This window comes from uncultured Streptococcus sp., from assembly GCF_963525625.1.
In the GTDB taxonomy this organism is placed as follows: Bacteria; Bacillota; Bacilli; order Lactobacillales; family Streptococcaceae; genus Streptococcus.
This window is the reverse complement of sequence record NZ_CAURLD010000004.1, coordinates 118800-145715: the sequence shown is the minus strand read 5'-3', so window position 1 is coordinate 145715 and position 26916 is coordinate 118800. Positions and strand designations below refer to the sequence as shown.

Annotated in this window: 30 protein-coding genes; 10 read left to right on the top strand and 20 right to left on the bottom strand. The window is 36.8% G+C overall.

What is annotated here, in order from left to right:
- Positions 1–334: 334 nt before the first annotated feature.
- The 3 genes from RYK49_RS03875 to RYK49_RS03865 form a co-directional block, all read right to left on the bottom strand.
- Positions 335–1279 carry an alpha-L-glutamate ligase gene (locus RYK49_RS03875; RefSeq protein ID WP_314831062.1) on the bottom strand — a complete coding sequence of 315 codons (945 nt, stop codon included), beginning with the start codon at positions 1277–1279 and terminating at the stop codon, positions 335–337.
- A 14-nt stretch (positions 1280–1293) separates the two neighbouring features.
- Complete coding sequence (locus tag RYK49_RS03870; RefSeq protein WP_314831061.1) at positions 1294–2544, bottom strand: dicarboxylate/amino acid:cation symporter; 1251 nt, start codon at positions 2542–2544, stop codon at positions 1294–1296.
- A 215-nt stretch (positions 2545–2759) separates the two neighbouring features.
- Entirely contained in the window at positions 2760–3203 is a 444-nt protein-coding gene (locus tag RYK49_RS03865; RefSeq protein ID WP_314831060.1) for a hypothetical protein, read from the bottom strand.
- Positions 3204–3663: 460 nt separating this feature from the next.
- Here RYK49_RS03865 and RYK49_RS03860 point away from each other — a divergent pair, with 460 nt between their 5' ends.
- Together RYK49_RS03860 and RYK49_RS03855 are read left to right on the top strand one after the other, a co-directional pair.
- Entirely contained in the window at positions 3664–3909 is a 246-nt protein-coding gene (locus RYK49_RS03860) for a hypothetical protein (RefSeq protein WP_314831059.1), read from the top strand.
- Positions 3890–5026: a GTP-binding protein gene (locus RYK49_RS03855; protein ID WP_314831058.1), complete on the top strand. Its 1137-nt coding sequence runs from the start codon at positions 3890–3892 to the stop codon at positions 5024–5026. The genes RYK49_RS03860 and RYK49_RS03855 overlap by 20 nt, the downstream gene beginning before the upstream one ends.
- 140 nt (positions 5027–5166) lie before the next feature.
- Here RYK49_RS03855 and RYK49_RS03850 read toward each other — a convergent pair whose 3' ends face one another.
- The 4 genes from RYK49_RS03850 to RYK49_RS03835 all read right to left on the bottom strand — a co-directional run bounded on the left by RYK49_RS03850 (position 5167) and on the right by RYK49_RS03835 (position 10497).
- Positions 5167–5679 carry a GNAT family N-acetyltransferase gene (locus RYK49_RS03850; protein ID WP_314831077.1) on the bottom strand — a complete coding sequence of 171 codons (513 nt, stop codon included), beginning with the start codon at positions 5677–5679 and terminating at the stop codon, positions 5167–5169.
- Between the two features lie 82 nt (positions 5680–5761).
- Positions 5762–6550, bottom strand: coding sequence for a hypothetical protein (locus tag RYK49_RS03845; protein ID WP_314831057.1), 789 nt, complete (start codon positions 6548–6550; stop codon positions 5762–5764).
- Between the two features lie 762 nt (positions 6551–7312).
- On the bottom strand, positions 7313–9181 hold the full coding sequence (locus tag RYK49_RS03840; protein ID WP_314831056.1) for a hypothetical protein: 1869 nt from the start codon (positions 9179–9181) through the stop codon (positions 7313–7315).
- 134 nt (positions 9182–9315) lie between these two features.
- Positions 9316–10497, bottom strand: a complete 1182-nt coding sequence (locus RYK49_RS03835) for a helix-turn-helix transcriptional regulator (RefSeq protein WP_314831055.1) — start codon at positions 10495–10497, stop codon at positions 9316–9318.
- A gap of 317 nt (positions 10498–10814) precedes the next feature.
- Between RYK49_RS03835 and RYK49_RS03830 the strand changes: the two genes are divergently transcribed.
- From RYK49_RS03830 to xerC, 7 genes are all read left to right on the top strand, one after another.
- Positions 10815–11351, top strand: a complete 537-nt coding sequence (locus RYK49_RS03830) for a hypothetical protein (protein ID WP_314831054.1) — start codon at positions 10815–10817, stop codon at positions 11349–11351.
- A 99-nt stretch (positions 11352–11450) separates the two neighbouring features.
- Positions 11451–11765, top strand: a complete 315-nt coding sequence (locus RYK49_RS03825) for a hypothetical protein (protein ID WP_314831053.1) — start codon at positions 11451–11453, stop codon at positions 11763–11765.
- Entirely contained in the window at positions 11765–12850 is a 1086-nt protein-coding gene (locus RYK49_RS03820) for an AAA family ATPase (protein WP_314831052.1), read from the top strand. Before RYK49_RS03825 ends, RYK49_RS03820 begins: the two co-directional genes overlap by 1 nt.
- The gene (locus tag RYK49_RS03815; RefSeq protein ID WP_314831051.1) at positions 12850–13491 is read left to right on the top strand and encodes a hypothetical protein; all 642 of its coding nucleotides are present in this window, start codon (positions 12850–12852) and stop codon (positions 13489–13491) included. The genes RYK49_RS03820 and RYK49_RS03815 overlap by 1 nt, the downstream gene beginning before the upstream one ends.
- Before the next feature lie 91 nt (positions 13492–13582).
- Complete coding sequence (locus RYK49_RS03810; protein WP_205026195.1) at positions 13583–14182, top strand: replication protein; 600 nt, start codon at positions 13583–13585, stop codon at positions 14180–14182.
- The gene (locus RYK49_RS03805) at positions 14173–14436 is read left to right on the top strand and encodes a helix-turn-helix domain-containing protein (RefSeq protein WP_314831050.1); all 264 of its coding nucleotides are present in this window, start codon (positions 14173–14175) and stop codon (positions 14434–14436) included. Before RYK49_RS03810 ends, RYK49_RS03805 begins: the two co-directional genes overlap by 10 nt.
- 65 nt (positions 14437–14501) lie before the next feature.
- Positions 14502–15719 (top strand): site-specific integrase, encoded by a 1218-nt coding sequence (gene xerC, locus RYK49_RS03800; RefSeq protein ID WP_314831049.1) that lies wholly within the window; start codon positions 14502–14504, stop codon positions 15717–15719.
- A gap of 106 nt (positions 15720–15825) precedes the next feature.
- On the opposite strand, the gene rpsI is transcribed toward xerC, so the two are convergent.
- The 10 genes from rpsI to RYK49_RS03750 all read right to left on the bottom strand — a co-directional run bounded on the left by rpsI (position 15826) and on the right by RYK49_RS03750 (position 22544).
- A complete protein-coding gene (gene rpsI / locus RYK49_RS03795) occupies positions 15826–16218 on the bottom strand; it encodes a 30S ribosomal protein S9 (RefSeq protein WP_000075973.1) in 393 nt (130 codons plus the stop codon).
- 18 nt (positions 16219–16236) lie between these two features.
- Positions 16237–16683: a 50S ribosomal protein L13 gene (gene rplM, locus RYK49_RS03790; protein ID WP_002893769.1), complete on the bottom strand. Its 447-nt coding sequence runs from the start codon at positions 16681–16683 to the stop codon at positions 16237–16239.
- Between the two features lie 180 nt (positions 16684–16863).
- A complete protein-coding gene (locus RYK49_RS03785; protein WP_314830696.1) occupies positions 16864–17727 on the bottom strand; it encodes a DegV family protein in 864 nt (287 codons plus the stop codon).
- Positions 17717–18238, bottom strand: coding sequence for an NYN domain-containing protein (locus RYK49_RS03780; RefSeq protein ID WP_314830697.1), 522 nt, complete (start codon positions 18236–18238; stop codon positions 17717–17719). Before RYK49_RS03780 ends, RYK49_RS03785 begins: the two co-directional genes overlap by 11 nt.
- Positions 18235–18963 carry a 23S rRNA (guanosine(2251)-2'-O)-methyltransferase RlmB gene (gene rlmB, locus RYK49_RS03775; RefSeq protein WP_314830698.1) on the bottom strand — a complete coding sequence of 243 codons (729 nt, stop codon included), beginning with the start codon at positions 18961–18963 and terminating at the stop codon, positions 18235–18237. The genes RYK49_RS03780 and rlmB overlap by 4 nt, the downstream gene beginning before the upstream one ends.
- Before the next feature lie 467 nt (positions 18964–19430).
- Positions 19431–19733, bottom strand: coding sequence for a hypothetical protein (locus RYK49_RS03770; protein ID WP_314830699.1), 303 nt, complete (start codon positions 19731–19733; stop codon positions 19431–19433).
- Positions 19730–20098 (bottom strand): hypothetical protein, encoded by a 369-nt coding sequence (locus RYK49_RS03765; protein WP_314830700.1) that lies wholly within the window; start codon positions 20096–20098, stop codon positions 19730–19732. Before RYK49_RS03765 ends, RYK49_RS03770 begins: the two co-directional genes overlap by 4 nt.
- Complete coding sequence (locus RYK49_RS03760; RefSeq protein WP_314830701.1) at positions 20080–21330, bottom strand: hypothetical protein; 1251 nt, start codon at positions 21328–21330, stop codon at positions 20080–20082. Before RYK49_RS03760 ends, RYK49_RS03765 begins: the two co-directional genes overlap by 19 nt.
- Positions 21327–21743, bottom strand: a complete 417-nt coding sequence (locus RYK49_RS03755; protein WP_314830702.1) for a hypothetical protein — start codon at positions 21741–21743, stop codon at positions 21327–21329. The genes RYK49_RS03760 and RYK49_RS03755 overlap by 4 nt, the downstream gene beginning before the upstream one ends.
- Before the next feature lie 384 nt (positions 21744–22127).
- Positions 22128–22544, bottom strand: a complete 417-nt coding sequence (locus RYK49_RS03750) for a hypothetical protein (RefSeq protein ID WP_314830703.1) — start codon at positions 22542–22544, stop codon at positions 22128–22130.
- A gap of 460 nt (positions 22545–23004) precedes the next feature.
- Between RYK49_RS03750 and RYK49_RS03745 the strand changes: the two genes are divergently transcribed.
- Positions 23005–23961, top strand: coding sequence for an aromatic acid exporter family protein (locus RYK49_RS03745; protein ID WP_314830704.1), 957 nt, complete (start codon positions 23005–23007; stop codon positions 23959–23961).
- Between the two features lie 27 nt (positions 23962–23988).
- Here RYK49_RS03745 and RYK49_RS03740 read toward each other — a convergent pair whose 3' ends face one another.
- The 3 genes from RYK49_RS03740 to cysS are packed head-to-tail and all read right to left on the bottom strand — an operon-like array spanning position 23989 to position 26906.
- Positions 23989–25215, bottom strand: a complete 1227-nt coding sequence (locus RYK49_RS03740) for a DUF6287 domain-containing protein (RefSeq protein WP_314830705.1) — start codon at positions 25213–25215, stop codon at positions 23989–23991.
- A complete protein-coding gene (locus tag RYK49_RS03735) occupies positions 25178–25570 on the bottom strand; it encodes a Mini-ribonuclease 3 (protein WP_314830706.1) in 393 nt (130 codons plus the stop codon). The genes RYK49_RS03740 and RYK49_RS03735 overlap by 38 nt, the downstream gene beginning before the upstream one ends.
- Entirely contained in the window at positions 25563–26906 is a 1344-nt protein-coding gene (gene cysS, locus RYK49_RS03730; RefSeq protein WP_314830707.1) for a cysteine--tRNA ligase, read from the bottom strand. The genes RYK49_RS03735 and cysS overlap by 8 nt, the downstream gene beginning before the upstream one ends.
- Positions 26907–26916: the final 10 nt, after the last annotated feature.

Here is a 26916-nt window from a genome sequence, read left to right as displayed (position 1 = left end):
TCAGAAAATAAAGGTAGAAGGTTCGGATATTGCAAATAGTACTCGGAACAAGGAAGATCCCCCTATGCTCAGCAAGCTTACTGAATTACCAGGCTTCCCTTTGCTTTAGGGTTCTTGTTTTAAGACAAACACTTAAAAATCACACCTCCCAATTGATGCAAGGTGTGATTTCAGTAATAAGTACTGCTATTTTTCCAAATAAGCATGAAGCGAACAGGTGGGAAAGACCAACTTACTCGCTATCCCTGAGGTGACCTATAGATACATCTATTATCCTTACAAAGAAAAATCAATCTTTAATAGAAGCCTCCTAAACAGAAAGCTTTTGTTTGTTTTAAATTTGTTCTGGATAGGATGCTGCCAGCTCGTTCTTTAGATATTCTGCCAGATGCTGATGAGCAAAAATTCCTGCTTTTTCTTCTGCTGTCGGATTATAGTTGGTATTGGTGTTCACATCATAGACATAAATCTGACCGCTCTCAGACTCTACCCACTCAATAGCTGCCACATCAATGCCAGCCTGAGCTAGAAAGGTTTCATAAGCCTGTCTTTGACTAGCAGGCAGTGGCTCCGTAATTTGAAACTTATCTGAGGTCTCTAGCTGAGCAGGCCTTTGCTCAATCTGACACCCATCTGCCGGGCAAAGCTGAAAGCCTTCTGATGAATCGATGGACACTGTATAAAGAAACTTCCGGTTAATGAACTCCGAACGACGAATCCGACCATCCGCAGGCTTGATATAGGCCTGAAGCAGGGTAATCCCATCCACAGAAGGTTCAAAAGCAGGACTGTCTACATAGGATTTCAACTCCGCCTCACTATTGAAGAGCTGCACTCCCAAACCTTTCCCAGCCCGATTATGCTTGGTAATCAGAGGATAAATATTAAGTTTTCTAGCTGCCTCCAGAATATTCTCCTGTCCCAAAACAGCTACCGTCTCTGGATAAGCAATTCCAACCTCAGAAAGCTTCAAATATTGTTTAATTTTGCTGATTTCTAGATTGATAGCTCCGCTGCCGTTGATGACCTTGCGACCGTGAGCTTCCAGCCAAGCTAGAACCTGCTCTGTAAATTCAGGTGCATAGCGGTGTCCACGCGTATGAGAAGAAGCGGACATCCGATTGTAGAAAATTCCTGTTGGAGGTGGACTCTGCAGATCTAGGATCCCACTTGACAAATCCCAAAGTTCATAGGGCACATCTTTTTCCTCCAGCCACTTGACCAAGTGCTGCGTCCACTCCAAATTTTCATGAATAACGTATACTTTTGCTTGACTCATAAGTCTTCTCTCCTTTAGGAATACCGAACAGCCAGCTTGCTGCTTTTCGATTCTTCTACTACATTGCCTTCCGTCTTTTCAATAACACTGACGGCCAAGACCTGGCCTAGAACATTGAGAGCAGTTCGACCAGCATTGACAAAGAAATCAACCGCAAAAATCAAGGCAACACCCTCGACTGGTAGGCCTAGCTGAGGCGCAGCTGCCAGCAAGACAACAATCGCTCCAGAAGGCACCGTTGCAGCTGTTTTACCAATCAATGTCAAAAGCAAAACAGTAAAGAAAAGTCCTGATACAGAAAAAGCTATCCCATAAGCGTGGGCAATGAAAACAGTTGCTACGGAGAAGTAGACAGCAGCACCTTCAAGATTAAAAGTATAACCCAAAGGCACAACCAAATCTATGACATGCTCATCATGCCCCTGCTTCTTTAAATCTTTCAACAGTGGCGGAAGGACAACACTGGAACTGCCAGAGACAAAAGCCAAAGTCAAAAGGCTCCAAATCCTTTGCAAACTTGTCAGATAAGGAACTCTGAAAGCAAGAGCAATCAAAGGAAAAATCAGCAAGGCCAAAACCGCATAAGCTAGATAAGTTCCTGCTACAAATTGCCCCAAACCAATCAACTTGTCAACCCCTGTTGTAGCAACATCCTTGGCAATAAAGCCAAAAATACCAATTGGCGACAGCTTCACAATCACACCGACAATTTTATAAATAGCCTCAATCCAAATCTGCAGCAACTCAACAGCTTTCTGGGTCTTTTCTTCCTTAAGGCTTCCAAGCCCAAAACCTAAAAATATAGCAAAAACAATAATAGGAAGCAGAGCTCCTTCTGAAAGCGACTTGACGATATTGGAGGGAATGAAACCAAGCAAGAACTCATCCAACTGGATACTTTGGGCAATACCATCAATGCTGGCTCCCGCCTGACCGATATTGACTCCCTGACCAAAGCCCAGATAATAAGATGCAAAGACAAAAATAAAGGTAATCGCCGTCGTGACCGCAAAGAAATAGAGCAGACTCTTTGATAAGAGCTTCCCGAAAGATTTCTTATCAATCACACCGGCCACAGCTACGACCACAACTGGAAATACCAGCGGAATAATCACCATATTAATCAAACTGATAAAAGCTTGACCCAGAAATTGGTAAAAAGCCGAAAACTGCGGCCAGATAAGAGCTACAAGAACACCCAAAATTAAAGCAATCAACAGCTGCAAGCCCAAAGAAACCTTTGACCATAAAGAAACGATTTTCATTCCAAACTCCTTTAGTCTATTTTGATAGCTATTTTACTATGATTGCTCCTGTCTGGCTAATATATATTTTCTATGAAAGTAATAGAAGAATTTTATAGGTGAGTTGAATATGGAAAAAAGACGTCCAAGAAATAACTCTTGAATGTCTATTAGTTTTATCCTATAAGACGATTCCGTTAACGAAGCATATATTATTAAAACTTTTCAAATTCCAATTAGTCAATCGGTTCACCTTCGATACTTATGTAATTACCTATAATCATTTCTTCAAGATTTACACTTTCATCATCATTAATCGGTATATCCACTCCCCACCCCGATTCTTCAATATTATTGATACGCCCAAAAACATTAATATAATACTCGGGATTTGTAAGACCGCCATCACTCCATTGCGTCTCTTCCCAATCAATCTGAACTGATTCGACTTTTGGACTTTGAGCTTTTACCAAATCTATAATTTCTTGCTCATGATTTTTTAGATAAGCGAGCTGTTTTTGCTTGATAGCTTCCTTGTCATCTGTGATATGCTTTTTTGAAGAAGTGACTTTCTTATCTTGATTATTGTTTTCTTTTTGAGTTACAGCGCATCCTCCTAGGCTTACTAGCGCCACTATTGATGCAATTGTTGCAATTATGCTTTTCGTTCGTTTTTTCATAGCTCCTCCTTGATTTTTTTGATCCCCTACTTGCTTTCTAATGCCACTGAGAGATTCACATTATTTTATAAGCAGCAACAGTTCAATATTACACATCTAGTTTACTATAACAATTTTTAAAAATCCATAAATTACTAAATCCTATCAAGCTATTTACTTAGACTTATTTTACAAATCATAGCCACCCATCTAGGGACCACATACGCAAGGCAGGTGGTTTATTTTTCTTGTACCTTGGAGAGCTAGAGAGACTGAAAACCACATAACTACTTCTCTATCTTCAAGATCTTTACAGCCTCTTCATTACAACTAATAGATCTCTGCTAACATTACTTCAATTTCTATCGAAGAATTCGTTCTAAAATCTTTAAAACAAAGAGATAAGCAAAATCATTAAATTGACTCTTTTAATTTCTTATATGATATAATTATTTAAAATATCATGTTTGTGAGAAATATTATGTCAAAGACAAAAGGTAACAAAAAAAGAAACTCCTCTAAAGTAAAATATATCTTAGGAAGTGGAGCTTTAATTTTAGCTTCTACAGTGATTCTGCCTAAAGTTTTGAAAAAAACAACAAATTATTTATATAAAAAGCAAGTAAAAATAACTAATCATCGAAAAGTAACTTTTGATTGTAAGGACAAATTAGTTAAAAAATCTGAATATAAAAAGGTAGAAGATCATGCAAATCAATACAGATAACATTGCGCAACAGTGTCTTAATGCGATTAATGATAGAATTCACAATTTAAAAAGATTAAACATCATCGTCATTGGTAAATCAGGTGTTGGCAAAAGCACACTAATCAACAGTTTGTTTAGAGGTAATTTTGCTGATACTGGACTAGGCCGACCAGTAACTCAAGAAATTCGCAAAATTGAAAAAAATGGATATCCTTTGGCTATCTATGATACACCCGGCTTTGAATTGTCATATACCCAACAGGAGAGTGTCAAAGATGAAGTCATTAAACTAATTAACAACGGTTACTCTTCTAATGATATCAATGAGGTCATTCACTGTATTTGGTATTGTATTAATGTCGGCTCAAACCGTACTTTCGATAGTTCGGAAGTGGAATGGCTCAGAGAGTTTTCTGAGAAGAATAAAACGTCTAAGGTGCCAATCATTGTTGTCCTTACTCAATCTGTACCTAAGAAGAAAGCACTAGAAATGAAAGCTCATGTTGAGCAGGAAAACTTAGATGTTTGTAAAGTTGTGCCAATTTTAGCTCAAGATATGGATTTTGATGAGGAATATGTCGCTAAAGCTTTTGGATTAGATACTTTGATTGATGTAATGTCTGAGGTATTGCCAAATGAGCTACAAGATACTCTCCAAAATATCCAAAAAGTATCTCTGGAATCTAAAAAAAAACATGCTAGGGCAGTCATTGCAACTGCAGTAGCAGCAAGTTTTGGTGAAGGTTTCGCACCAGTTCCATTTGCGGATGCCTTCATGCTTGTGCCGACCCAGATAAGCATGATTACTGGCATTACTGTAATATTTGGGCTTGATATAAATAAAACTTTTCTAACCGCCTTTGTATCCTCAACTTTAGGATCTGGGGGAGCAACATTCCTTGGAAAAACAATTGTCTCCAATATACTCAAATTTATTCCCGGAGTAGGAACAGCAGTTGGCGGAACGATTTCTGGAACTACTGCTGGATTAATTACAACTGCTTTAGGCGAGGCTTACCTATTTTTAATGGAACAAATATTTAAAGGAGAAATAAGCAAAGAAGCTCTAGGTACTGCTGCCGGACAAAAACAAATGACAAAACTTTTTAGAGAACAATTGTCTAAAAAAAGATAATACCCCAAGATTTTGAATCTTGGGGTATTTTTAGGTTAAATTCCTTTTTACATCAAAAAAGACATCCAAGAGAAAGCTTTTGAATGTTAGTAAAGTTTGATAACTCCATTGATTCTACCAGTAAACTGGGAATGATAATACTATAGATTCCTTATCTCAAATACTGCTGTATGCACCCACTCATTATTAATTTGTAAATCATTTTCTATGATCCTAATAAAAGTGAAACCATTTTTCAAAAGCACTCTCTTAGAGGCCTGATTATCCGTTGCCGTTCCCGCAATGATTCTATTTAAGCCATAAGTATGAAATGCCTTGTCTAAAACGAGTTTAACCGCTTCACTTGCATAGCCTAAATTAGTATAATTTTCTCCAATCCTATATCCAAGTTCTGCTGTTTTTCTATCACTACCTAAAACACTTAAATTGATCCTTCCGACCATAACACCTTGCACATCTCTAATAATATGCATGTAGGCGTCATGATTATCTTGTTCCATTAACAATTCCCTTGTAATTTCCTTAAAACCTTCTGGATCAAAATAGTTACCTGGTCTAGGAGGTAAATTTCGCTCAAAATACTCTTGATTTTCTTTTTCAAAAGTATATACATCTATACTATTTTCTTCAGACATCAGCTCTAAACTTATCATTGTAAAACATCTCTCACCATTATCTACATTCAAATTTTCTCAAGTTTACACAAAGTGAAATTTACAGAATTTAAACCAATTATTACTGTTCTCTTTTTTCTTTTAAAATAATTTCCTGAGCCTCTTTATATAAATAATGATAGCTAGTACGACTAATTTCTGATTCATCTATCAAATCAATAAGAAAATCAATTTCTTCCCTTGCTTCTTGACTTAATTTGAATCTTATATCAACTAGATTCTTTCGTAACTTCTTAAATAATCTGCCATACCCCTCAATTTCATCTTTCTCTTTCTTTTCTTTTTCTTTCAGTTCTATTTCTTTATTTTTTTCTCTATTGTTCTCTGCCATTGATTGGATTATTTCATAGTTGAATCCATCTCTTTCAATATCATTTTTCACTAATTCCATAAATTTTGGTGAAATACGAATGCGATTATATGCTTCTTTTACCACTGAAGTTATATTTGACCAACGAGGAACCTCTGTATACTCTTCGAAAATTAATATTTCAGAATCCGTTATAACAAGTTTCTTTTCTTCGACTATGAAGTATCCTTTTTCTTTATAATTTTTTATATCAGAAACATATTTCTCTAATCCCCATTGTCTCATAATCTTCTTACTATCATCAGATAAAACACTGTCATATACATAATTATATAACCAGTCAGGAAAACCAGCTTCACCTATAGTCCACCTTTGTTTTTCGTGAGAATATATTTGATTTCTCAATTCACGATCAGGAAATTTAACTTTATTATAAACATACTTAATGACTTCATCGCCATCTTGAACATACTCGTTCCAATATTTATCATACTTCGCGTAGGGAGTAAATTGTCTAGTTCTGTAAATAACTATACTCATCCTGTAAACTCCTTCATTTAACAAAACTCACAATTATCAATTTTTATTAGATAGTTTTATAGTACCATATTAAATTGATTAATACTGTCTATTTAATACAAATAAAATACATATTTTGAAAAATATCTATTATTAGGATTTTTTCTTTACATTTTCTACAAGGATATTTTACATTATATTAAAACAAGATGGTTTTTCTATAGCATATGGTAGACACTATTATAGTATTCTCAATAACAGCATAGCATAGTTTAAACGAAAAAGCATCCCGTATATTCGATACGAAATGCTTTCAATAAATGTAAATAAGTTTTAACGTTTACTAAATTGTGATGCTTTACGAGCTTTCTTAAGACCTGGTTGGGGCACCACTTATTTCATCTAATTTCAAAGTGCTTTAAAATCAACGTTTTCATAAGTTTTCAAAAAATAAAATTTCAACTAATTTTAATCAATTTTATCAAAATAAGGTAAACTTTCATCAAAAATAAGCAAAAATCGAACCAGAATATCAAAAGTTTCCCTTATTTGGTTTTTACAGACAGAAGTCAAGCAGACATTCACTACTCGTCAGTTATGACGAAAAATATTGATTTAAAGTTATTCTTAAAATTCTAAAATCAATTATATTGCAATATAAATCAACCGAATAACCATTTTTAAAATAATTTAGATTTTCGTATATATAAGAAACGTCCTAACAAAAGTTAGAGTGCTTTTTTGTAGTGTTCTTTTTCTTGATAATTTATAAACTTTGAAAAACTATTTCTTAGATTGTCTTAATTGTGTGTAGTATTCTAACTCATCATTGATTCTCATCACATAAAAAATGACAATCTGAAGTAACTCTAAATAATTTTGTAAATGTTCTTCTTCTTTTTTATATCCAAATTTACCATGAGAAAATTTATTTCTTATCTTTAATCCGTTACCATATTTTTTATCATCCAAAATATAAGATAAATAATTACTTTCATATTCAGAAAAAAGATTATCTGAATATTCACAATACCCTTTCTTACAAAGGTCTTCTGCAATATCTAGTATCAATTTATCTTTATAGTATAGACAATATGTACCTGACTTCCATAATTTATTCAAAATGTTAATTTCTTGGAAATTTGTAAATTTTATTACATCATTTGATAGTTTTAAAATGTTCTTTTCTATTAGAATATTTATTTGTTCTACCTGATAATCAGCAAAATCCGTAACCTTTACACCATCTATTATATGTTTAAAGAAGGTTTGGTTGTCTTTTTTTGATGAAATAAAGCCAAGTAGACTTTGTTCAGAAAAAAGCGTAGAGAACAATGCAGAATTATCAGGAGTGTTGTTCAATTTGATAAATTTTTTCTCATTGAATGATTTTAATGAAGCATAAGAGGAGGCTTTAGATTTAATTTCTAATAAATCTTGGTTAATTTCCCCATTTCTAACAAATAGTTCGTATTGGTCTAAGATACTATCCATTTCACAAATTATCGATTTTCCTCTTTCGTAATAAGAAGATTCTTTATTGGAAGCATGGAAATGAAAACCTTTTATATCTAACTCTGTTTCAAGGTAAATATTGAAATACCATTCTATAATCTCTTCGACATCAATTTCATTTTGTTTTAAGTAATCAAAATATGCCTGAAATAATAAATTGTGACAAAGTTTTAATTGAGGATGATAAGAATCATAATGAGCATTTGATTTGTGAGAAAAGTAACGAGTGAAACTGAATGTTTCTTCATTCGCAATTAGCCAAGGCAATCCCGATTCATGATTAAAGAAGCCAAGTAAATAAATATAATTATTTAGTAATGTCGGAAAATCATGATGTTCATCTAGTATAATTTTATTTAAAAGAATACCATTCTTAATAGGCTCATATAATTTATCAGAATCTAATGGCTTGATGCCAACTGATATAGAATATTGGAACCCTTCATTAGTTTCAAAATGTTTTTCCCAAAATTTATCACTTTTTCTCTTAGCTAAAAGTTTAATCTCATCATCAAACTCATATTTGCTTAATTTTTTATATTCAACAATTGATTGTAAATAATTGGGGTTAATACTATCTGTCTGACAATATTTTCTTGCTAGATTATTTATCTCCTCATTTGTGATACCTAATTTAATGTATAAACCATTAGAATCTGTATATTTTCCTGATTGATGATTCAGGAAAAATTCTATATTTCTAGACAGAGAGAGAAAATTTTCTTTGATAACTTGCGGAAATAGGTCAATCAGTTTTGTAACATTTTTAAGATTCATTGTCTGGATATTATATTTTTTAATGTATGATTCAAACTGACTAACATCATCTTTATTAATTTTTCCTAAGGATAGTACTACCTCCCAGAAGATATCTTTATAAAAAATATCAATGCTATCATAGTCTATTTCAAAAATGGTAATTGGGAAATTCTCGGATAAATCGTTATGAAATTTTCTAATTAGATGTTTGAATTTAGAAAATTCATTTTCTGTTTTTAACAATTTTAGGATTAAATGGGTTTCTATTAAATTATTAATTTCAGTTGAAGGCTTATAAGTTTCAATGTATTCCAGAGCCATATCGTATTGATATGGTTCTATTACACTATTAGGGGCATGAAATCTTTGGCTTGACATATTTTAATATTCCTTATGTTCATTTGATGATTTTTATCGCGTTAATATTATATAGTGTTTGGGCATGCCGTTATTTAGGGCTAACTTAAATCAATTTTCATCCTTAATAAATATTTACGCATAACTTGAAGATTCTAACCTCCCCTTGTCCATTGTATTGGTAAATCTTCTAAAATGCTTAGTAAGGTTATTGAATAGTCTGTTATATTTTTTTTCAAATACGATATGCAAGCTAATCGAACATCATCTTTTACTAGTGGGGCAAAATTATCAACCACTTCAATATACGAACTATGACTAGAAAGAAAATCGACTTTGCCTTGTATCTTTTTTTCCAAAGAATCAAGTATCGATTTAGCAAATTTGTCATCATCACCCTTATATATTTTCCAATTTAAATATATCAAAAATTCTTTGCTAGGAACTGGTAAATCTATAAAATTCGGTTCCAAAATGCTTTGTTCGTATAGAAATAAATAATATGCAGAAAAATAACTGAATCGTTCTAGTTCGTGAATAAAGATATCTTTCATTAATTTTATATTTGAAGAAAAGATATTTACAACAATACCCATGTGAGAATCTATCTCGTGTTTTGCGGAAAGAGTAGGTTTATCTTTAAGTAACTCATCCGAATAATTTAAAATAGTTCTTTCTCCTAACATTCTTAATAGAGTTGGCGAGGATTTTAAAATTCTGTCTATTGTCGTTATGCTTTCAAGGCAAGTATAGCGGTAAAGTTCATATTTATCAAGATTGCTATATTCTTTACGTATACTAGATTTTGCTATCTCATAGATCATATTCTTTGAAATCCCTTTCATTTCCTCCAAGGGGAAATCATTTTTCTGAACATACTCTTTTATCTCACTAATAATGCTATCTAGAGAGCGGTCTAACGATGTCTTGTTTTTGTATATTTCTTTATTAAATCTATATCTAATAGAATCGCTATGTATTGAATTTAATTTATTTAGTTTTTCTAAATTTTTATTTAACTGATAACCTTCATTATTTCGAGTATAGTACGCAAATAACGGTAGGTAGTATTCAAAAAGAAAATCTAGTGTTTCTGTTATCACTTCGTATTCTTTATTTCTTATTGATACACCTGTCTTTGAAATACTCTCTTCAGAAATATGTAGAACTTCAATTATTTTTTTTAAGGTACTTTTATGTGGTGTACTGGTTCCATTTAACCATGGACGAACTGCTCTAGTCGTTTTCCCTGTCATTTTGGCAAGTTGCTCAACTGAGATATTCTTATTTTGTAAAATGGTATTTAACTTCTTATAATCAAAATTTTTACTTTCCATAATTTAATTATATCATTTTCAGGAAGTTTCCTTTTTTAAAAAGCTACAAAACTTCCCGATCATTGATTTAATAATCTTTTTGGTAGAAAAATAAATTATTTTTTTCAGATAAAATAGAATTATCAAGAAAAATCTTGATAAATAATTAAATAGTTCTTTTTGATGGCCATCAAATTGACGGATTGAAACTCAAAATATAAACAGTTTATTAGTTATCTATATTTTATGAAGTTTCGCCGTTTATTTGGTGTGCTTTTTTGTACCATTCGGTTAAACTCTATTAAGTTTCTTTCTGTCTTAGGACGATGAGGAAGAAAATGACTTATAAGAAGATTATGACGAAATTATATTGTAAACTACTCGGAGAATCAATACACAAGCGTCTTAAAGAATTACAAATCTTACAAAATCAAATTGGTTTTGAAACACCTGAGGGAGAATTTGAACTTCTATCAGAAACAACTGTCGGGCAAATTATCAAAGGGAAAAGGAATCTTAGTTTTAATGCTTCACTAGCTTTTCAAACTAGCCTCAATTACCCAACACCAAGAAAACTATTCTTTCCAAACAAAGAGTTTATGCTCCAACTTTTTCAAAACTTGATAATTACAATTTTAACAGACCCCATTTTTGATAATAGTTTACTCAAAAAAATTTTAAAACAAAAACTTAGAAATTATTCCATTTCGTCAAACGAGCAAGTATCCGACTTTACTGACTATTATCAAGAAACTCTTATTACTTCTCTATTAAATTTTATCTCTGAGTTTCCAGAAGAAGAAACATCCTATCAAATTGCTGAAAAATTAACTGATTGGTTATCTGAATTTGCCTGCCTCATATCACAATTTTAAAGATAGACTGTCATAAAAATTGACAGTCTGCTTCATGAAATTACGTTAAACTAAAATTGTTCTTAGCTAAGACAAATAATCAAACACGAGGTAAATCTAATGAAAACACGCAATCGCAAAGGTGGCTACTCAGCTAATACTGCTAATGAATATATTGACAACAAGCAGGGAATTCTCTGCTTAAGCACCGAACTAGAAGCACTAATTAAATATGAAGACGGTCAACCAACAGGGGAAATTATCTCTTATAAAGCTTGGTTCTCACAAAAAGGACTTCCGCCCTTCACTGTCAAATTCGAAACTGAAGTGGAGCTACCATCTTATATGTCATTGGTACGGTTTGATAATCTTCAAGCCTGCGAAGTTGGCTTTAACGTCTACTTCAAAGCTGACAATGTCAAGGAGGTCAAATAATGGTATCTAAAACAGATACCGTCTTGCAATCATACTTGCTCCAGAGCCTTAATATGGCTCTTGGAGCCTTGATGCAAGGCGAAACAAGTTATACTAACAGTTTTAACATTGTCATCCAAGAAAACGGTTTCATTTTCATCCCACGACTTCCCTGCGCCTATATTTTAGATGATGAACTCTATAATAAAATTTTCTTGATTGCTAACGCATCCCTATACCCACATTATACTTTATTGAAGCAAAATGCAACATACTTTGTTCCTCTAAAAACGGATGATATCCATGTTCAGCGAGGCCTCTTCTTTCCGTGGAAGGTGGGAATTTCAAAACGATTGGTCATTCCTGACCTTGATAGATATACAACAAGTTTGCCCAAAAATCAAATTCCAATTATGGAAAATTTTACACTTAATCTTGATAAGGTCAATCACATTGCAATCTGTGGAAATAGTGGGTCGGGTAAATCTTATGCTCTCACCTATTTACTGAGTGTGCTCAAACACCAATCCGATTTAATTATCGTAGACCCAAAATTTGACACACCTAGTCGTTGGGCTCGTGAACATCAAATTGCCGTGATTCATCCCGTTGAAAATCGGTCTAAGTCTGATTTTGTATCAGAAATCAATGAGAAATTAAGTCAATGTCTGGAACTGATTCAAAAACGTCAAGCAATTCTATACGAGAATCCACGTCATGAGTTCACTCATATGACAATTGTGATTGATGAAGTTCTTGCATTATCCGAAGGAGTCAATAAGACGATTAAAGAATCCTTTTTCTCACTCTTATCTTCTATCGCACTTCTAGGACGTGCTACAAGGATTCATTTACTATTGGTTAGCCAAAGGTTCGACCATACTACCATTCCCATTTCAGTCCGTGAACAACTTAATGTCCTCATCCAAATTGGTAACATTAACAAGAAGACGACACAGTTTCTATTTCCCGACCTAGACCCAGAAGGTATTGTTATCCCTATTGGACATGGAACAGGTCTGATTCAAGTGATTGATAACGAACATCCTTATCAGGTACTTCCACTTCTATGTCCAACGTATTACACAAAGAAAGGAATTCTTTAATGGTGAAAAAATCTTACTTCATGAGGACATTCAACCTCAATATCAATCTAATTCTAGTTTCATTTCTAGCAGGATTTATAGGATGGTCTCTGGATTTTCTATCAAATCAGTTTAAACTAAATCCTCTCAGTTTTTTCGACCTCTCCCAGTTCAATAGCTACTTAGAATTAGGAAGCAAATATTCTTATTCCGCATTGTCCTTCCTTTTATTTATACTATTTGTTTCTGTAATGTTTGAAATTCTGAATCGACTTCGATTTGATAGTCTATTCAACTATTTTAAATCCGTATATTTTACATTTAAACTTCGTCAGTTTCTAACGCAACGTGAGAAATCAGAAAAAACAACAACGATTGACAATCAGAATATAACTACCTTCAATCCCATAAATAGTAGTTTTAATCAGTGTGCACATAAGAGTGTCGTAGACATACGAAAAGATGATGTGACGGTTTTTGTCAAAGTTCCTAAAGACCAGCAGGGGCAAAAAATTTTGGCTGACATGACCTCTCAACTGAAAGAAGAAGTTTCGAGTCAACATCCTGACTACTACTTTTCAGCACCTAATCGGATTCGTAATAAACTATGGTTAGTTGGTAAAAAACGACAAAAAGGGGCTATGGCTTGCGTTAAGCAGTAGCCAGATAGCCCCTTCTAGCATTTTCCAAGATAATTGGGGTTACTACGACCCCCAATTATCCTATAATCAGTAATCAGAAAGGTATATCAAAATGGGAAAAGAACAACGCTCCAGCAAGTGGACATTCCTTTTTTACAAAGAAAGTGCCCCTGCTGACTACCTTGAAGTTCTTGAAGAACTACACATCCCCTTCATCCTGAGTCCTTGGCACGATAAAGATATTAACCGACAAACTGGGGAACTGAAAAAATCTCACAAACACGGGGCTTTCTTCTTTGATTCTCTCAAAAGTTATAAACAAGTTTCTGAGCTAATCAAGGACAAGTTGAACGGCCCTGCTCATGTAGAAATCGTACAATCCCCCAAAGGACTTTTCGACTACTTCATTCATGCTGAAAATAAGGAGAAAACTCAATATGATATAGATGATATTGAAGTTGGATGTGGTTTTAATCTAGATAAATTTCTTGTAGAAAATAACTCAGATGATTTCATGCATGAAGTTGTGGATATTATTGAGCAGAATGACTTCACAGAGTTTGAAGAACTCGTCTGGTATGCACGAGCTAATCACACACCACTTCTTGGACTTATCATTGAGCGCACCTACTTTTTTGCTAAGTATTTGGATTCACGTCGATGCAATCCAATGAGGAACCAAGATAAGAAGGAGGGTAATAAATGCAAGTAATCCTACCAGATGAGCAAATTCACCAAATTCAACTATTACTATCCAATCTTATTCAAAAAGAAATTAAACAACAATTAGAAAAAAAGCCTTTAAGTTGTCCCTATTTTAACAAACAACAGACTTGTGACTATTTGGGAATTTCCAACAATACTCTTGATTCATGGATTCAAAAGGGGCTTCCAACCATCAAAATTGGAAAAACAATTCGATTCCACAAAGACTCTATTGACCGCTGGTTAAACGGTAACAACTAGAAAAATCAAGATTTTTATTTTATAATGGTCATGATATTTTCTGGTTCGATATAAAGGAGAATATCATGACTATCAGTAAGACAAAAAACGGAACTTACCGCTTAAAAGTCTATATACCAATAGAAGCACGAATGCCTCTTGGCATCGTTAATAATAACTATTATGATAAAAGATTTAAAACAAGAAAGGAGGCACGACAAGCAGAGATAGACTTACTCACGAAGCTAAACCAAATTGAAGACAATGTCTTTTCGGGACTAGGAAAAGAAGATATTCTTTTCTCAGACTTCTATAATAATATTTGGTGGGAATCCTACAAAGCAGGACAAACTACATCTACTTCAAAGCCACCAAGCAGGTCAACAATTGCTAATACCAAAACATGTTTTGAAAAGCATATACTACCACTTCTTGGTGACTATACGATTCAATTTTTAAACCAAAACAAACAGGTTATTCTAAATTTGATGACGTCAAAAGCTAATGAATATGCAAACTTCAAAACTTTACGAAGTTACGTTATTTCTATTTTTGATTGGGCGGAAGAACTTGAGTATATTGAAGCAAATAGAGTTGCAAAAACTTTAAGGCGAATTAAGGCTGTCAAAAAAATTCAACTTGCAGAATCAAAACGTGTTGAAGATTTATATTTAACTCATGAGCAACTTCAAGAGTGGTTTTCAGCCTTTAAAGAGGATTTAGAGAATGATAAAATATCACTCAAAGATTACGTCCTTTTCTATCTCACTTTTTTCCTCGGAGATAGAAAATCAGAAACATATGCTCTCCAGTGGAAACATATCGACTTTTCAAAATCTCAGATTCAGTTAATTCAGGCTTTAGATAGATACGGACAAGTAAAATCTACCAAAGGAAATAAAAAAACTATCTTTTCTATTTCTAGTGACTTACTTCAACTTCTGACTTCATGGAAAAAACAACAAAAATATGAACTAGCAAAGTTTGGTATCATCAGTAATCCAGAACAATTCATCTTCACTTACATAGATACCAGAGGGAATATCAATAAACCTTTACATGCTGACTATCTTAATAATAAGATGAAAACTATCAGAAAGCGACACCCAAAGCTTACACACGCTACGCCACACAAACTACGTCATACAGGAGCGACACTCGCTAAACAGGCAGGAATGAGCTTAGAAGCCATTTCCGAAGCTCTGACACATAGCGACACAGGTACAACACAGATTTATGTCAATACTTCTAATGTAGTCCCTATGGCCGTCGGTGAATTTGCCTTAAAGTCTCTAAAACAATGAGGTGAAAATAAGGTAAATTTTGAGGTGAACTTTTTCAAAAAACATAAAAAAAGCACCCATGAGGTAAACTCTTGAGTGCTTTGAAACGTTGATATAATCGTATTGATTAACGTTTTGAGAATTGTGATGCTTTACGAGCTTTCTTAAGACCTGGTTTCTTACGTTCAACTTTACGTGAGTCACGTGTAAGAAGTCCTGCGCGTTTCAATGAATCGCGGAAGTCTGGGTCTACTTGAAGAAGGGCACGAGCGATACCGTGACGGATAGCTCCTGATTGACCAGCGTATCCACCACCTACAACGTTAACGAAAACGTCGTATGAACCTACAGTTGAAGTAACTGCGAATGGTTGGTTGATGACAAGACGAAGGTCAGCGTGTGGGATGTACTCTTCAACATCTTTTTTGTTAACAGTGATTTTACCAGTTCCTGGAACAAGGCGAACGCGTGCAACAGCGTTTTTACGACGTCCAGTACCTGCATATTGTGCTTGTGACATACTTTATTGTTCCTTTCCTTAGATAAGTCCTGAAATATCAAGAACTTCTGGTTGTTGTGCAGCGTGAGTGTGCTCAGCGCCTACAAATACTTTCAGCTTCATACCTTGAGCGCGGCCAAGAGTATTGTGCGGAAGCATACCTTTAACAGATTTTTCGATCAAACGAACAGCATTCTTAGAGCGAAGCTCACCTGCTGAGATTTGTTTCAATCCACCTGGGTACATAGAGTGAGTGTAGTAGATCTTATCAGTCGCTTTTTTACCAGTCAATTTTACTTTTTCAGCGTTGATAACGATTACGAAGTCACCTGTATCAGTGTGTGGTGTAAAGGTTGGTTTGTTTTTTCCGCGAAGTACGCTTGCTACAACAGCAGAAAGGCGTCCAAGAGGGACATCAGTAGCGTCCACTACATACCATTTGCGTTCAACTTCACCTGGCTTAGCCATGTATGTTGTTTTGTTCATGATTTCTCCTATGAATATCGTTTTTGTTTACAGGGCGGATGTTCCGGTCCGCGAGTTATTTGAAAGGTTCCGGGGCCTTACAAATGGGGTAAACAATACCGCCTACTATCATATCAAAAATAGTAGGCAAAAGCAATAGATTTGAAGCAATTATTTATGAAATAGCGATTTCATGTTTTCTTAGTCTTGAATGTCTTGGGCGATACTAAAGAGTCCCAAAGTTCCAGGACCAGTATGGGTAGAAATGACAGGCCCCAGAGGCATGACGAGAACTTCCTCCACTTGGTCGCTTTCCAGCAGCTGAGCTTTTAGACTCTCAGCAACCTCTTTGGCACCTGCATAGGCGATGACCACTCGCGGATCAGCAACTCCTTCCAGAGTCATGCGGACAACTTCAGCCTGTGCCTTTTTCTTGCCGCGAACTTTAGCGACCGAGTCCAGAGTTCCATCTCCCTTGACAGCGATAATCGGCTTGATATTGACCAAGCTCCCCATAAGCGCAGCAGTTTTGGAAATCCGACCGCCCCGCATGAGGTGATTGAGGTCATCAACCAGAAAATATGTCTTAACCTTAGGCACCAAGCTCTCAATCAAGTCTGCTGTCTGCTCCAAGCTCTGACCTGCGGCTCTAGCTTCTGCCGCCTTCATGACTAAAAGTCCTTCACCCATAGAAGCTGCCTTGGTATCAATGATGCGAATCAGTGCAGCTGGAAAATCTTCCAAGACTATCTCCCGTGCCATGACAGCACTCTGATAAGTACCTGATAGGGCCGAAGCAAAGGCTACATAGAGAACTGGCTTCCCTTCCTTGGCATAGGTTCGAAAGACATCTTCAAACTGGCCGACATTGATCTGGCTGGTAGTTGGCTTGCTGCCGGACTCCATCTTATCCAGAAGTTCTTGGCTGGTCAGCTTGCCTGCGCCAACTGTCTCATAAGTTTGGCCATCTAGCTGAATGGTCAGGCCTAGGACCTGCACATCATTTTCCTGGGTCCAGTTTTCTGGCAAGTCTGCTGTTGAATCAGTTAAAATTTTAAAGATCATCTTTTTTCTCCATCATTTTTTGTAAGTCGCGCAAAGATTGGCTGTCCATCGGTCGCAAGGGCGGTTTTTGCAGGTTGATTTGTCCGCTCAGCTTATTGAGGTCTGATTTGGTAACAGCCACTCGCTTCTCTAGCTCTCTAGCGGATACTCTCAAAGCCCCTTGGGCAAAGACAGTCCACTGCTCATTGAGATCGCTAGTCGCAACCGACACCTGATTTTTGGGTGTATTGAGCTCAGCTGCCAAGCGCTCAATATAGTCATCCGCCGTTTCCTCCTCCTCGGTGAAAACGACCGTTATATTAAACTCCTCGTAAGTCTGCCGAACTCCCGGCATATACTGGGCATCAAAGACGCAGATAACTTCCAGTCCTTCAAAACTGGCATAATTGCTGAGTTTCTGGAGCAGAATCGTTCGTGCAGCATCTAACTCTCCGCGGTTAAAGTAAGGACGAGTCTCCCGCCAAAAGGCCGTCATATTGTAGCCGTCCACCAGTAAGATTTTTCTTTTCATAGGCGATTGCGAAAGACTTCATACATGAGAATAGCTGCTGCGACACTGGCATTGAGACTCTGGACATGGCCATTCATGGGAATGGAAATCATCTCGTCCACCTGTTTTTTAATATTGCTGGAGATTCCCTTACCTTCATTGCCGATAATGAGGGCCAGCTTGCCTGCTGTATTCCACTTATGAGAAGGCGTCCCCTGCATATCTGTACCGAAAATCCAGAAACCAGCTTCCTTGAGCTTGTCCAGTGTCTGGCTGAGGTTGGTCACACGGGCAATGGGAATATGCTCAATGGCACCCGTTGAGGTCTTGGCAACGACTGGTGTCACACCGACTGCCCGGTGCTTGGGAATGATGACTCCAGCCACATTGGTCGCGTCAGCCGTCCGCAAGATAGAGCCTAGATTATGCGGGTCAGTCAGCCCGTCCAAAATCAATAAGAGAGGATTGTCTTCCTGCTCTGCTTTTTTCAAAAGCGCTTCAAAGTCAGTATAGGCGAACTCCGCCACCCGCAGGACAAAGCCTTGGTGAACCGCTCCGTCAGTCATCTCCTGCAAGTTTTTCTTAGGTGTCCAAGAGATGGAGACCTTCTTTTCCGCTGCTAATTCTTTGATTTTATCAACCTTTTTACCACGCAGGTCGTCTTGAATGTAGAGTTTATTTCCAGTGTTAGCTGCGAGAGCCTCTGTCACCGCATGCACACCGTAGACAATATCGTTTTTTTCCATAGGACTAGTATAACATAGACAAACCTTTTTTGACTAGACAAACTGCCTCTATTACGTTTATGTCAACTACCCTTAATTATTTTTTCAAACTTACTATAAAAGAGACAATTATCGGCTTCTTTTGTCAATATTTATCTCTTTTTTAGTTAACCTATTGTGCACAAAATTAACTTCTTTCAACTTATCAATCATTTCTGTTTCCATGCTTTGAATAACAAGCGAGTAAATTGCGTCGAGTGAATTTTCATGATTATATCTTACTATTTCTATAATTGTTTTTATAGTAATTCCCAACTCAGATCATAAAGAGAAATGTAGAGAAAAACAAAACTAGGCAATCTAACAACCGCTTTTCGAATTTTTGACCTTTCATTGGATGTTTGCACTCATATAAAAAGCATAGATTACACTATGCTATATAAGGTGTTGATAGGAACTATAAAAATATCAAAAAAAATTATCTACGATTACGAATCTATAAAATTTTCAAACTTCGTATTCGTTTCAGTAACCTTATCTTTAACTGCCTGCGACCACTTTCCTTGCATATTAGAATCCATATCAGAAAGTACCAAAGCTATATCTGAACGAACTTCTTCAGAGAAAGATTTTATCTTTTGCTGGAGTAATTGGCGATTCTGAGTTTGTCTTACAATACCAGCCTGCCCTATGACCCCAACATTCCACTTTTGTAGCATCTTTTCATATTGAAGAAAAGAATCATCGTATCCTCTCGTTGAATGTTCTAATAAATCTGTTGTAACAATCATTGATTTCTCCTTTTCAAATGGCACATTTGTTCCTCATTATCGTCCAAATTTCGTTGATATTGACGCTTATGTTCTGAAAATTCTTCCATCAAATCTGACCGTTTTTGATTGATAAACCATTGAAACTGCTCACTGCTTTCTTGATATTCCTGATAAACTTGCCCTAACAAAATAGGATACGGTTCAAAAACATTCAAAGCAAAGCGAAGATGATTCATGTTTTCTTCAAACATATTACGATAAAGATAATCCACTCTTTCTATGTCTTCTTCTCGTCTATCATAATCCTGCTTATATTCCTCAAAATCTTCTTCGATCTTTGCACGTTGATTCCGCAAACTGCCCATTATCTCATCAAATCCCATTGTTTAAAATCCTTTGCCAATTCTTGATCGGTATCCAGCTGTTTCTGGACACCTGAGCGTATTTTCTGAGCGATAGTTTCAAATTCTCGCTTGAGATCGTAAGCTAGTACTTTCTTTTCACGGTAATGTTGAAAATCCGACACGCTAATGCTTTCTCTTGTCACACCGACAGCTGATAGAGCAGAGTAAATTTCAGATTCACTCAATTTAGGCCCTGCAGCATAAGCCTGGCGGACAATTAGATTCCAGAGATCTTCGGCTTCTTGAATGGCATCATCATACAGACTAATCAGCAAGTCCAATCCTTTTGTTGCAATGTTTTCAATGGCCGAAGCAGTAACTAAGGCCTGCTCACTATCCAAGTATATTTGTTCGCCTCTAGAAAGTCCATCTACTTTTAGGCGGTTCCGCAGCTCCACCAATGAAGCCAGCTCTGTATCCAAAGTCTGTAAACTATTTTTAGTCGTCTCCAAATAATTAAATCGTTGAGCAGTAATCACTACTCGACCATGCTCATCAATCACTTGCCCCTGTTCATTAAACTGCCAATCAAAAATCTGATGGCTAGATCCATAAACCCAATAGATTGTTCCAAAGCCATCTCTGCCCTTTACTCCTTCCAAGTTTCCATCTTGATATTGAACGACATCATCTTGAGCATGACGATAATTTTTAAATAGATGAGTGTTGCGCTTAAGGTATTTTTTCTCATCTTCACTCAAGGTATCGTAACTAAACCAGCCATTAAAAACGGTTGTTGGAATATGGTATTTTGCGCCTAGCTTAATCATATAAGCCCCCTGTGAATAGCCCGTCAATTGTGTTACATGATAGTTTTTTCTAACTTCCCGAAGAAATTCATCTGCAACTGCTAATTGTGGTGAACTTAATTCAGGATTGATACTGGTAATCGCACCTTTCAAATCATTCACATCCGTTGGTGTCGTACCTGCAGCTACCACTGCCACACTGTTTGTATCTACCTGACCATTAACAATAGGTGCAACTGCCATACCCTGAAAACCAGTTGCAGGGTCATTTTTGACGGAGACAACACGGAAATCTTGATTTCCAATAGCTATTGTATTTTTTTCATCATCAGCCAACTCATTATCCTTCTTAGAAGTTATAATTTCATGCCCATTGGTCTTAGCTAAATTCGGATCAACGCTATAAACATTTTTTTCTTGATTAAACTCATTTAATTCTTTATCAGAATAATTATATATCATTTCAAAATCATCTCCTCTTTTACTGAATAGATTACTTTAATTTCACCTTCTGTATGACCAACTCTAGATCGCAAATTAGCCATATTTTCATTGTAAGTAGGTCCCCCAAATGAAGCATCATGATTACTAACATCATCTAAATGATGAGCCGCCCCATATTTTAATTTTGTTCCATCAGCAAAGGTCAACTGAACATGAACATACCATCCACCAGGTTTATCAGAATAACTTGGATTACTAAACTGAATCTCTTTAATATCTTTATAGCTATTTTTTAATGCTTTCGCTAAACTCGTCTCATATTCACGATTGCGCTTTAGCTCTGTTTGATGATTAAAATAGCTAACCGCGCCAAAAATCAAGAAACCAGACAACACCACACCTAAAACACTTATCAGTATTCGCTTCTTCATTGTAGCCACCTCTCTTTTTTATTTTAAGCAAAAAATAAATCCTATATGTTTTTACCATATTTATTTTTTCCTTAAAATAAAAATTAAATCATTCACATCCGTTGGCGTCGTACCTGCAGTTACCACTGCCACACTGTTTGTATCTACCTGACCATTAACAATCGGAGCAACGGCCATACCCTGAAAAGCAGTTGCAGGATCATTTTTGACAGAAAGAATCTTAAATCTTTGACCATCAGACGTTCTATCTATGTTTATTTCCCCTGCTTTTAACTGATCATCCGATTTACTAGTTATATTTACTTTGTGCTAAATTTGGATCAACACTATAAACAGCCTCTTCTTGATTCAGTCCATTTAATTGTTCATCTGTGTAAGTATATATCATTTTAAAATCACCTCTGTTTTCATTGAATATATTACCTTAATTTGATTCTCTGTATAACCAACTCTTGATTTTAATTTATCACTCTCTTCATCTAAAGTTGGACCAGAAAAAATTGAATCATGATTAACAGTATCACCAAGACGATGTCCTGTTCTATACATCAACCTTACTCCATCTCTAAAGGTCAACTGAACTTTCACATCCCATCCACCAGGCTTATCAGAATAACTTGGATCACTAAACTGAATCTCTTTAATATCTTTATAGCTATTTTTTAGCGCTTTCGCCAGACTCGTCTCATATTCACGATTGCGCTTTAGTTCTGTTTGATGATTAAAATAGCTAACCGCACCAAAAATCAAGAAACCAGACAACACCACACCTAAAAAACTCATAAGAATTCGCTTCTTCATCACAGCTACCTTTCATTTTTACTTTAAACAAAAAATAAATTCTATATTTATTTTACATCATTGGAATGAAATATCAATACCAAGCAATTTCTCCACATTCTCAATAACTAGTTTGTAATTACATAAAAGCAGAACAGTCAATCCTCTTATCATTATTTTACAAAATTAAATATATCAAATCATATTTGAAGCACTCTTCTTTATACATATTGACTAAAAATTTAATATGCTTGGTTAATTTTTTCATTTTTTTCAATTTTTTTAATTCACAATCCATCATCGCTATAAAGCAATGTTAACATTTTCATTATTGTATAATTCTAGTATATCATAAAGCTTTCAAAGTAAAAGCAGAAGTCGTTCAGCTGAGAAAAAATCCTGAACACACAATCTCTCTATCCTGCTTTTCTATTAAGTCATGATATAATAAAGCGACTCTAAAAAAAGAAAGTTGGCTCATATGTCCCTTCTCCACAGAACGATCAAACTTATGCTCGCTACCTGTCTCGCTGCTTGGCTGGCTGACTTTTTAGGTCTGGCCTACTCAACTTCAGCTGGTATCATTGCCATCCTCAGCGTCACCGATACCCGCCGCAGCACTGCAAAGCTAGCTGGCAATCGCTTTTTATCTACCCTGCTGGCTCTGGCTATCGGAAGTCTGGCCTTTCACTTCCTAGGTTTTCATCTCGGAGCATTGGCCCTCTATATCACTGTATACGTACCTCTAGCCTTTCGGCTTGGCTGGGAAATCGGCATTACCCCCAGCACCGTCCTCGTCACCCATCTGCTCTTAGAAAAATCCACTTCCTGGTCTCTGCTTGGAAATGAGCTAGCTCTATTTCTCATCGGAACTGGCTTTGCACTCCTAGCCAATCTCTATATGCCCTCGCGTCAGCAAGAGATTGACAGCTACCACGAGCAAGTGGAGGAACAGCTGAAAAAGATTCTCCTGCGCTTTGAATATTTCTTAAAATCTGGAGACGGCCGAAATGATGCAGCTCTAATCAAGGAGCTGGATAAGATTCTGCAGCAGGCCTTGCAGCTGGTCTATCTGGACCACTCCAACCACCTCTTTCACCAGACCAACTACCATATCCACTATTTCGAAATGCGGCAGGCCCAAAACCGTATCCTGCAAGACATGGCCAGCAATATCAATAACTGCCATCTAGCAGCCAGTGAAAGCTTGATTTTAGCCCGCCTCTTCTCCCAGACCGCTAAGCAACTGAGCCAAGAAAATCCCGCCCGAGACCTCTTGGACGAGATTGAAAACTATCTAGCCGTTTTTCGCGAGCGACCACTCCCTAAGACCCGCCAAGAATTTGAAACCCGCGCCATGCTACTGCAACTCCTGCGAGACTTGGAAAACTTTATCAAGATGAAGGTGGAATTTTACGAAAATTATAAAGAAGACTAGCTGCCATGGAAAGCAGCTAGTCTTTTTTCAGTCTATTTTATAATAAAAGGAATTTGGATCTGTATTGGTTCCCAGCCCTTGACCAGCCCATATCCGATCTCGATCATGGTCTGATGCATCTTTATATGTTTCTCCTGCATTAGTGATAGTGTAATCTTTTCCTTTAGGTATAAAAGCTATTACATAACCACCTGCACCTTGCTTAGGGAGGACTCCAATACTAACAAAACCATACATATCTTTGGCACCATATTCACTCAAATGCTGAGTTTCACTCACCAAACCATTTGCGTCAAACACCAATGTATTTCCAGTACCACTTTTCCAAGTTCCTACAATGCTAGAGTAGTCTCCATTTTTTATCTCTTCTTCATTCATGGAAGATTCAGAACTTTTCGTATTCGTTTCCGTTTTACCCAAGGCTTTCCAATCCAGAGTTGATAAATCTAGAAAAGCAGGCAATTGTCCAAGTAAGTCTTGACTTGCGCCCTCCGCCACTTTTTCCAGTGCATTGCCTTTTTGATTGAATTTGTAATGAATATATTGAGCCTCAGTAGCTGAAGAGGCACCGCGATAGAGGAAAGTACCATCTTTCAGAGGCGTCAGAATCATCCGCTCTCCAATCCAAGCCAACTGATTTTCCTTATTTGTCAAACGAAGTGGTTTTTGGTCATCGATAGTATAAATATCCAGAAGATCATACTTCACATCAGCATTCACGCGCCCCATAGCAATGATCAACTCTTCTGTTCCGTTTTTATCTAGGTCATAATAACTATAGAAGACTCCACTATAAACTTGCGGATGAATATTTGCTTGAGAAACAATCCAATTAATCTCTTGGTTTTGTTGATTGGCTTTTGGATTCTGAATCGCCTGAGCATACATATCCAAAATAGAATCATAAAGTTTTATATCAGTTTTTTTAACTTTTTTGCTGGAAGAAGATTTGCTAGAGGAACTGCTAATCTTGCTACTGGAAACCTTACTTGAAGAAGATTCTGTTTGCTTCTTATTACTGCAAGCACAGAGCAAAAGCAAAGATAAGGTCGCTACCGACAGAGTAAGGTATTTTTTCACAGTTTTTCTCCTATAAATGTTTTCTACTTTGTATATTATAGCAAATAAAAGCTCTAAAGAAAAGAGCTGCCGCAGCAACTCTGTTTTAGATATCTTCAATTTATCTAGCTTGTAAACGGAGCTAGAAAATCTTTCTTTATTTGCTTTCCTCCACCCGTTTGATACACCAGCCAATCAGCTCTTCCATTCGCTCAATAGATTCGGTCATATGCAGGTAGCCCATAACCGCCTCAAAGCCAGTAGACATCCGGTAGGTGACGATGTCCGTATTCTTAGCCTTGGTGTGGCTGTTGGCATTGCGGCCACGCTTATAGATATCCTCTTCCTTATCCGTCAGAATCCCTTCTTCCAACATGAGAGAGATGAGATTAGCCTGAGCCTTGGCTGAGACATACTTGGTCGCCTCTTGGTGAAGTTTATTGGGCTTGGTCATGCCTTTGAGGATGAGATGGCGGCGAATATACATGGAATAAACCGCATCCCCCTCAAAAGCCAGCGCAATCCCATTAATGAGATTGACATCAATCACGAGTCCACCTCACTCCATCTTTTGTATCCAGTAGTTTAATCCCTTGAGCAGCTAGTTGATCACGGATTTGGTCTGCTGTCGCGAAGTCACGATTAGCACGCGCTTCTTGACGTTTTTGGATCAAGACTTCGATCTCTGCATCCAAAACTTCCTCAACAAAGACAATTCCGAAGACTTCTAACATGGCCGCAAGAGCTTGCTTGACAGCAGCATCATAGTTGCCTGAATTGATCCATTTGGCCATTTCAAAGACAACTGTGATACCATTGGCCGCATTGAAATCTTCGTCCATAGATGCGGTGAACTTGTCTAGAAAGGCTTGAAGCTGAGCCGAATCTGCCTGACCAGTGAAAGGTTGCTCATAGGTATTCTTCAAATACTTAAGATTAATCGCTGCATCATGAACGGCTTTTTCCGTGAAATTAATCGGCTTGCGATAATGCTGGGTCGCAAAGAAGAAACGCAGCACCTGACCATCAATGGTCTTGAGGGCATCGTGAACGGTGATAAAATTGCCTAGAGATTTGGACATCTTAACATCGTCGATGTTGACAAAGCCATTGTGCATCCAGTAGTTGGCAAAAGTCTGACCCGTCTTGGCCTCTGACTGGGCGATTTCATTGGTATGGTGAGGAAACTCCAAGTCTGCTCCTCCACCGTGGATATCAATGGTATCACCCAAAATCTCCGTCGACATGACCGAGCACTCGATGTGCCAGCCCGGACGACCTGCTCCCCAAGGACTGTCCCAGGAAATCTCGCCCGGCTTAGCCGCCTTCCAGAGAGCAAAATCTACCGGATTTTCCTTGCGAGCGGTCTCCTCATCTGTCCGACCAGAAGCACCCAACTCCAAGTCTGCCAAAGTTTTGTTAGCTAGTTTGGCATAATTGTAAGACTTTTCGACACGGAAGTAAACATCCCCTTGACTCTCGTAAGCATAACCTTTTTCAATCAAGTCAGCGACAAAACGAATGATATCAGCCATAAACTCTACTACACGTGGATGGCGAGTCGCAGGTTTCACGCCCAAGGCTGTCACATCCTCACGAAAGGCAGCGATGTACTTGTCCGCAACCTCTTGAGGCGTGATACCTTCTTCCTTGGCGCGATGGATAATCCTATCATCTACATCTGTAAAATTGGAAATATAGTTGACTTCAAATCCCCGATACTCAAAATAACGGCGAATGGTATCAAAAGCTATTGTTGAGCGGGCATTGCCGACATGGATATAGTTGTATACAGTTGGCCCACAGACATACATCTTAACCTTGCCGTCCTCAATAGGTACAAATTCTCGCAAATCACGAGACATGGTGTCGTAAATTTTAATCATGCGGTCCACT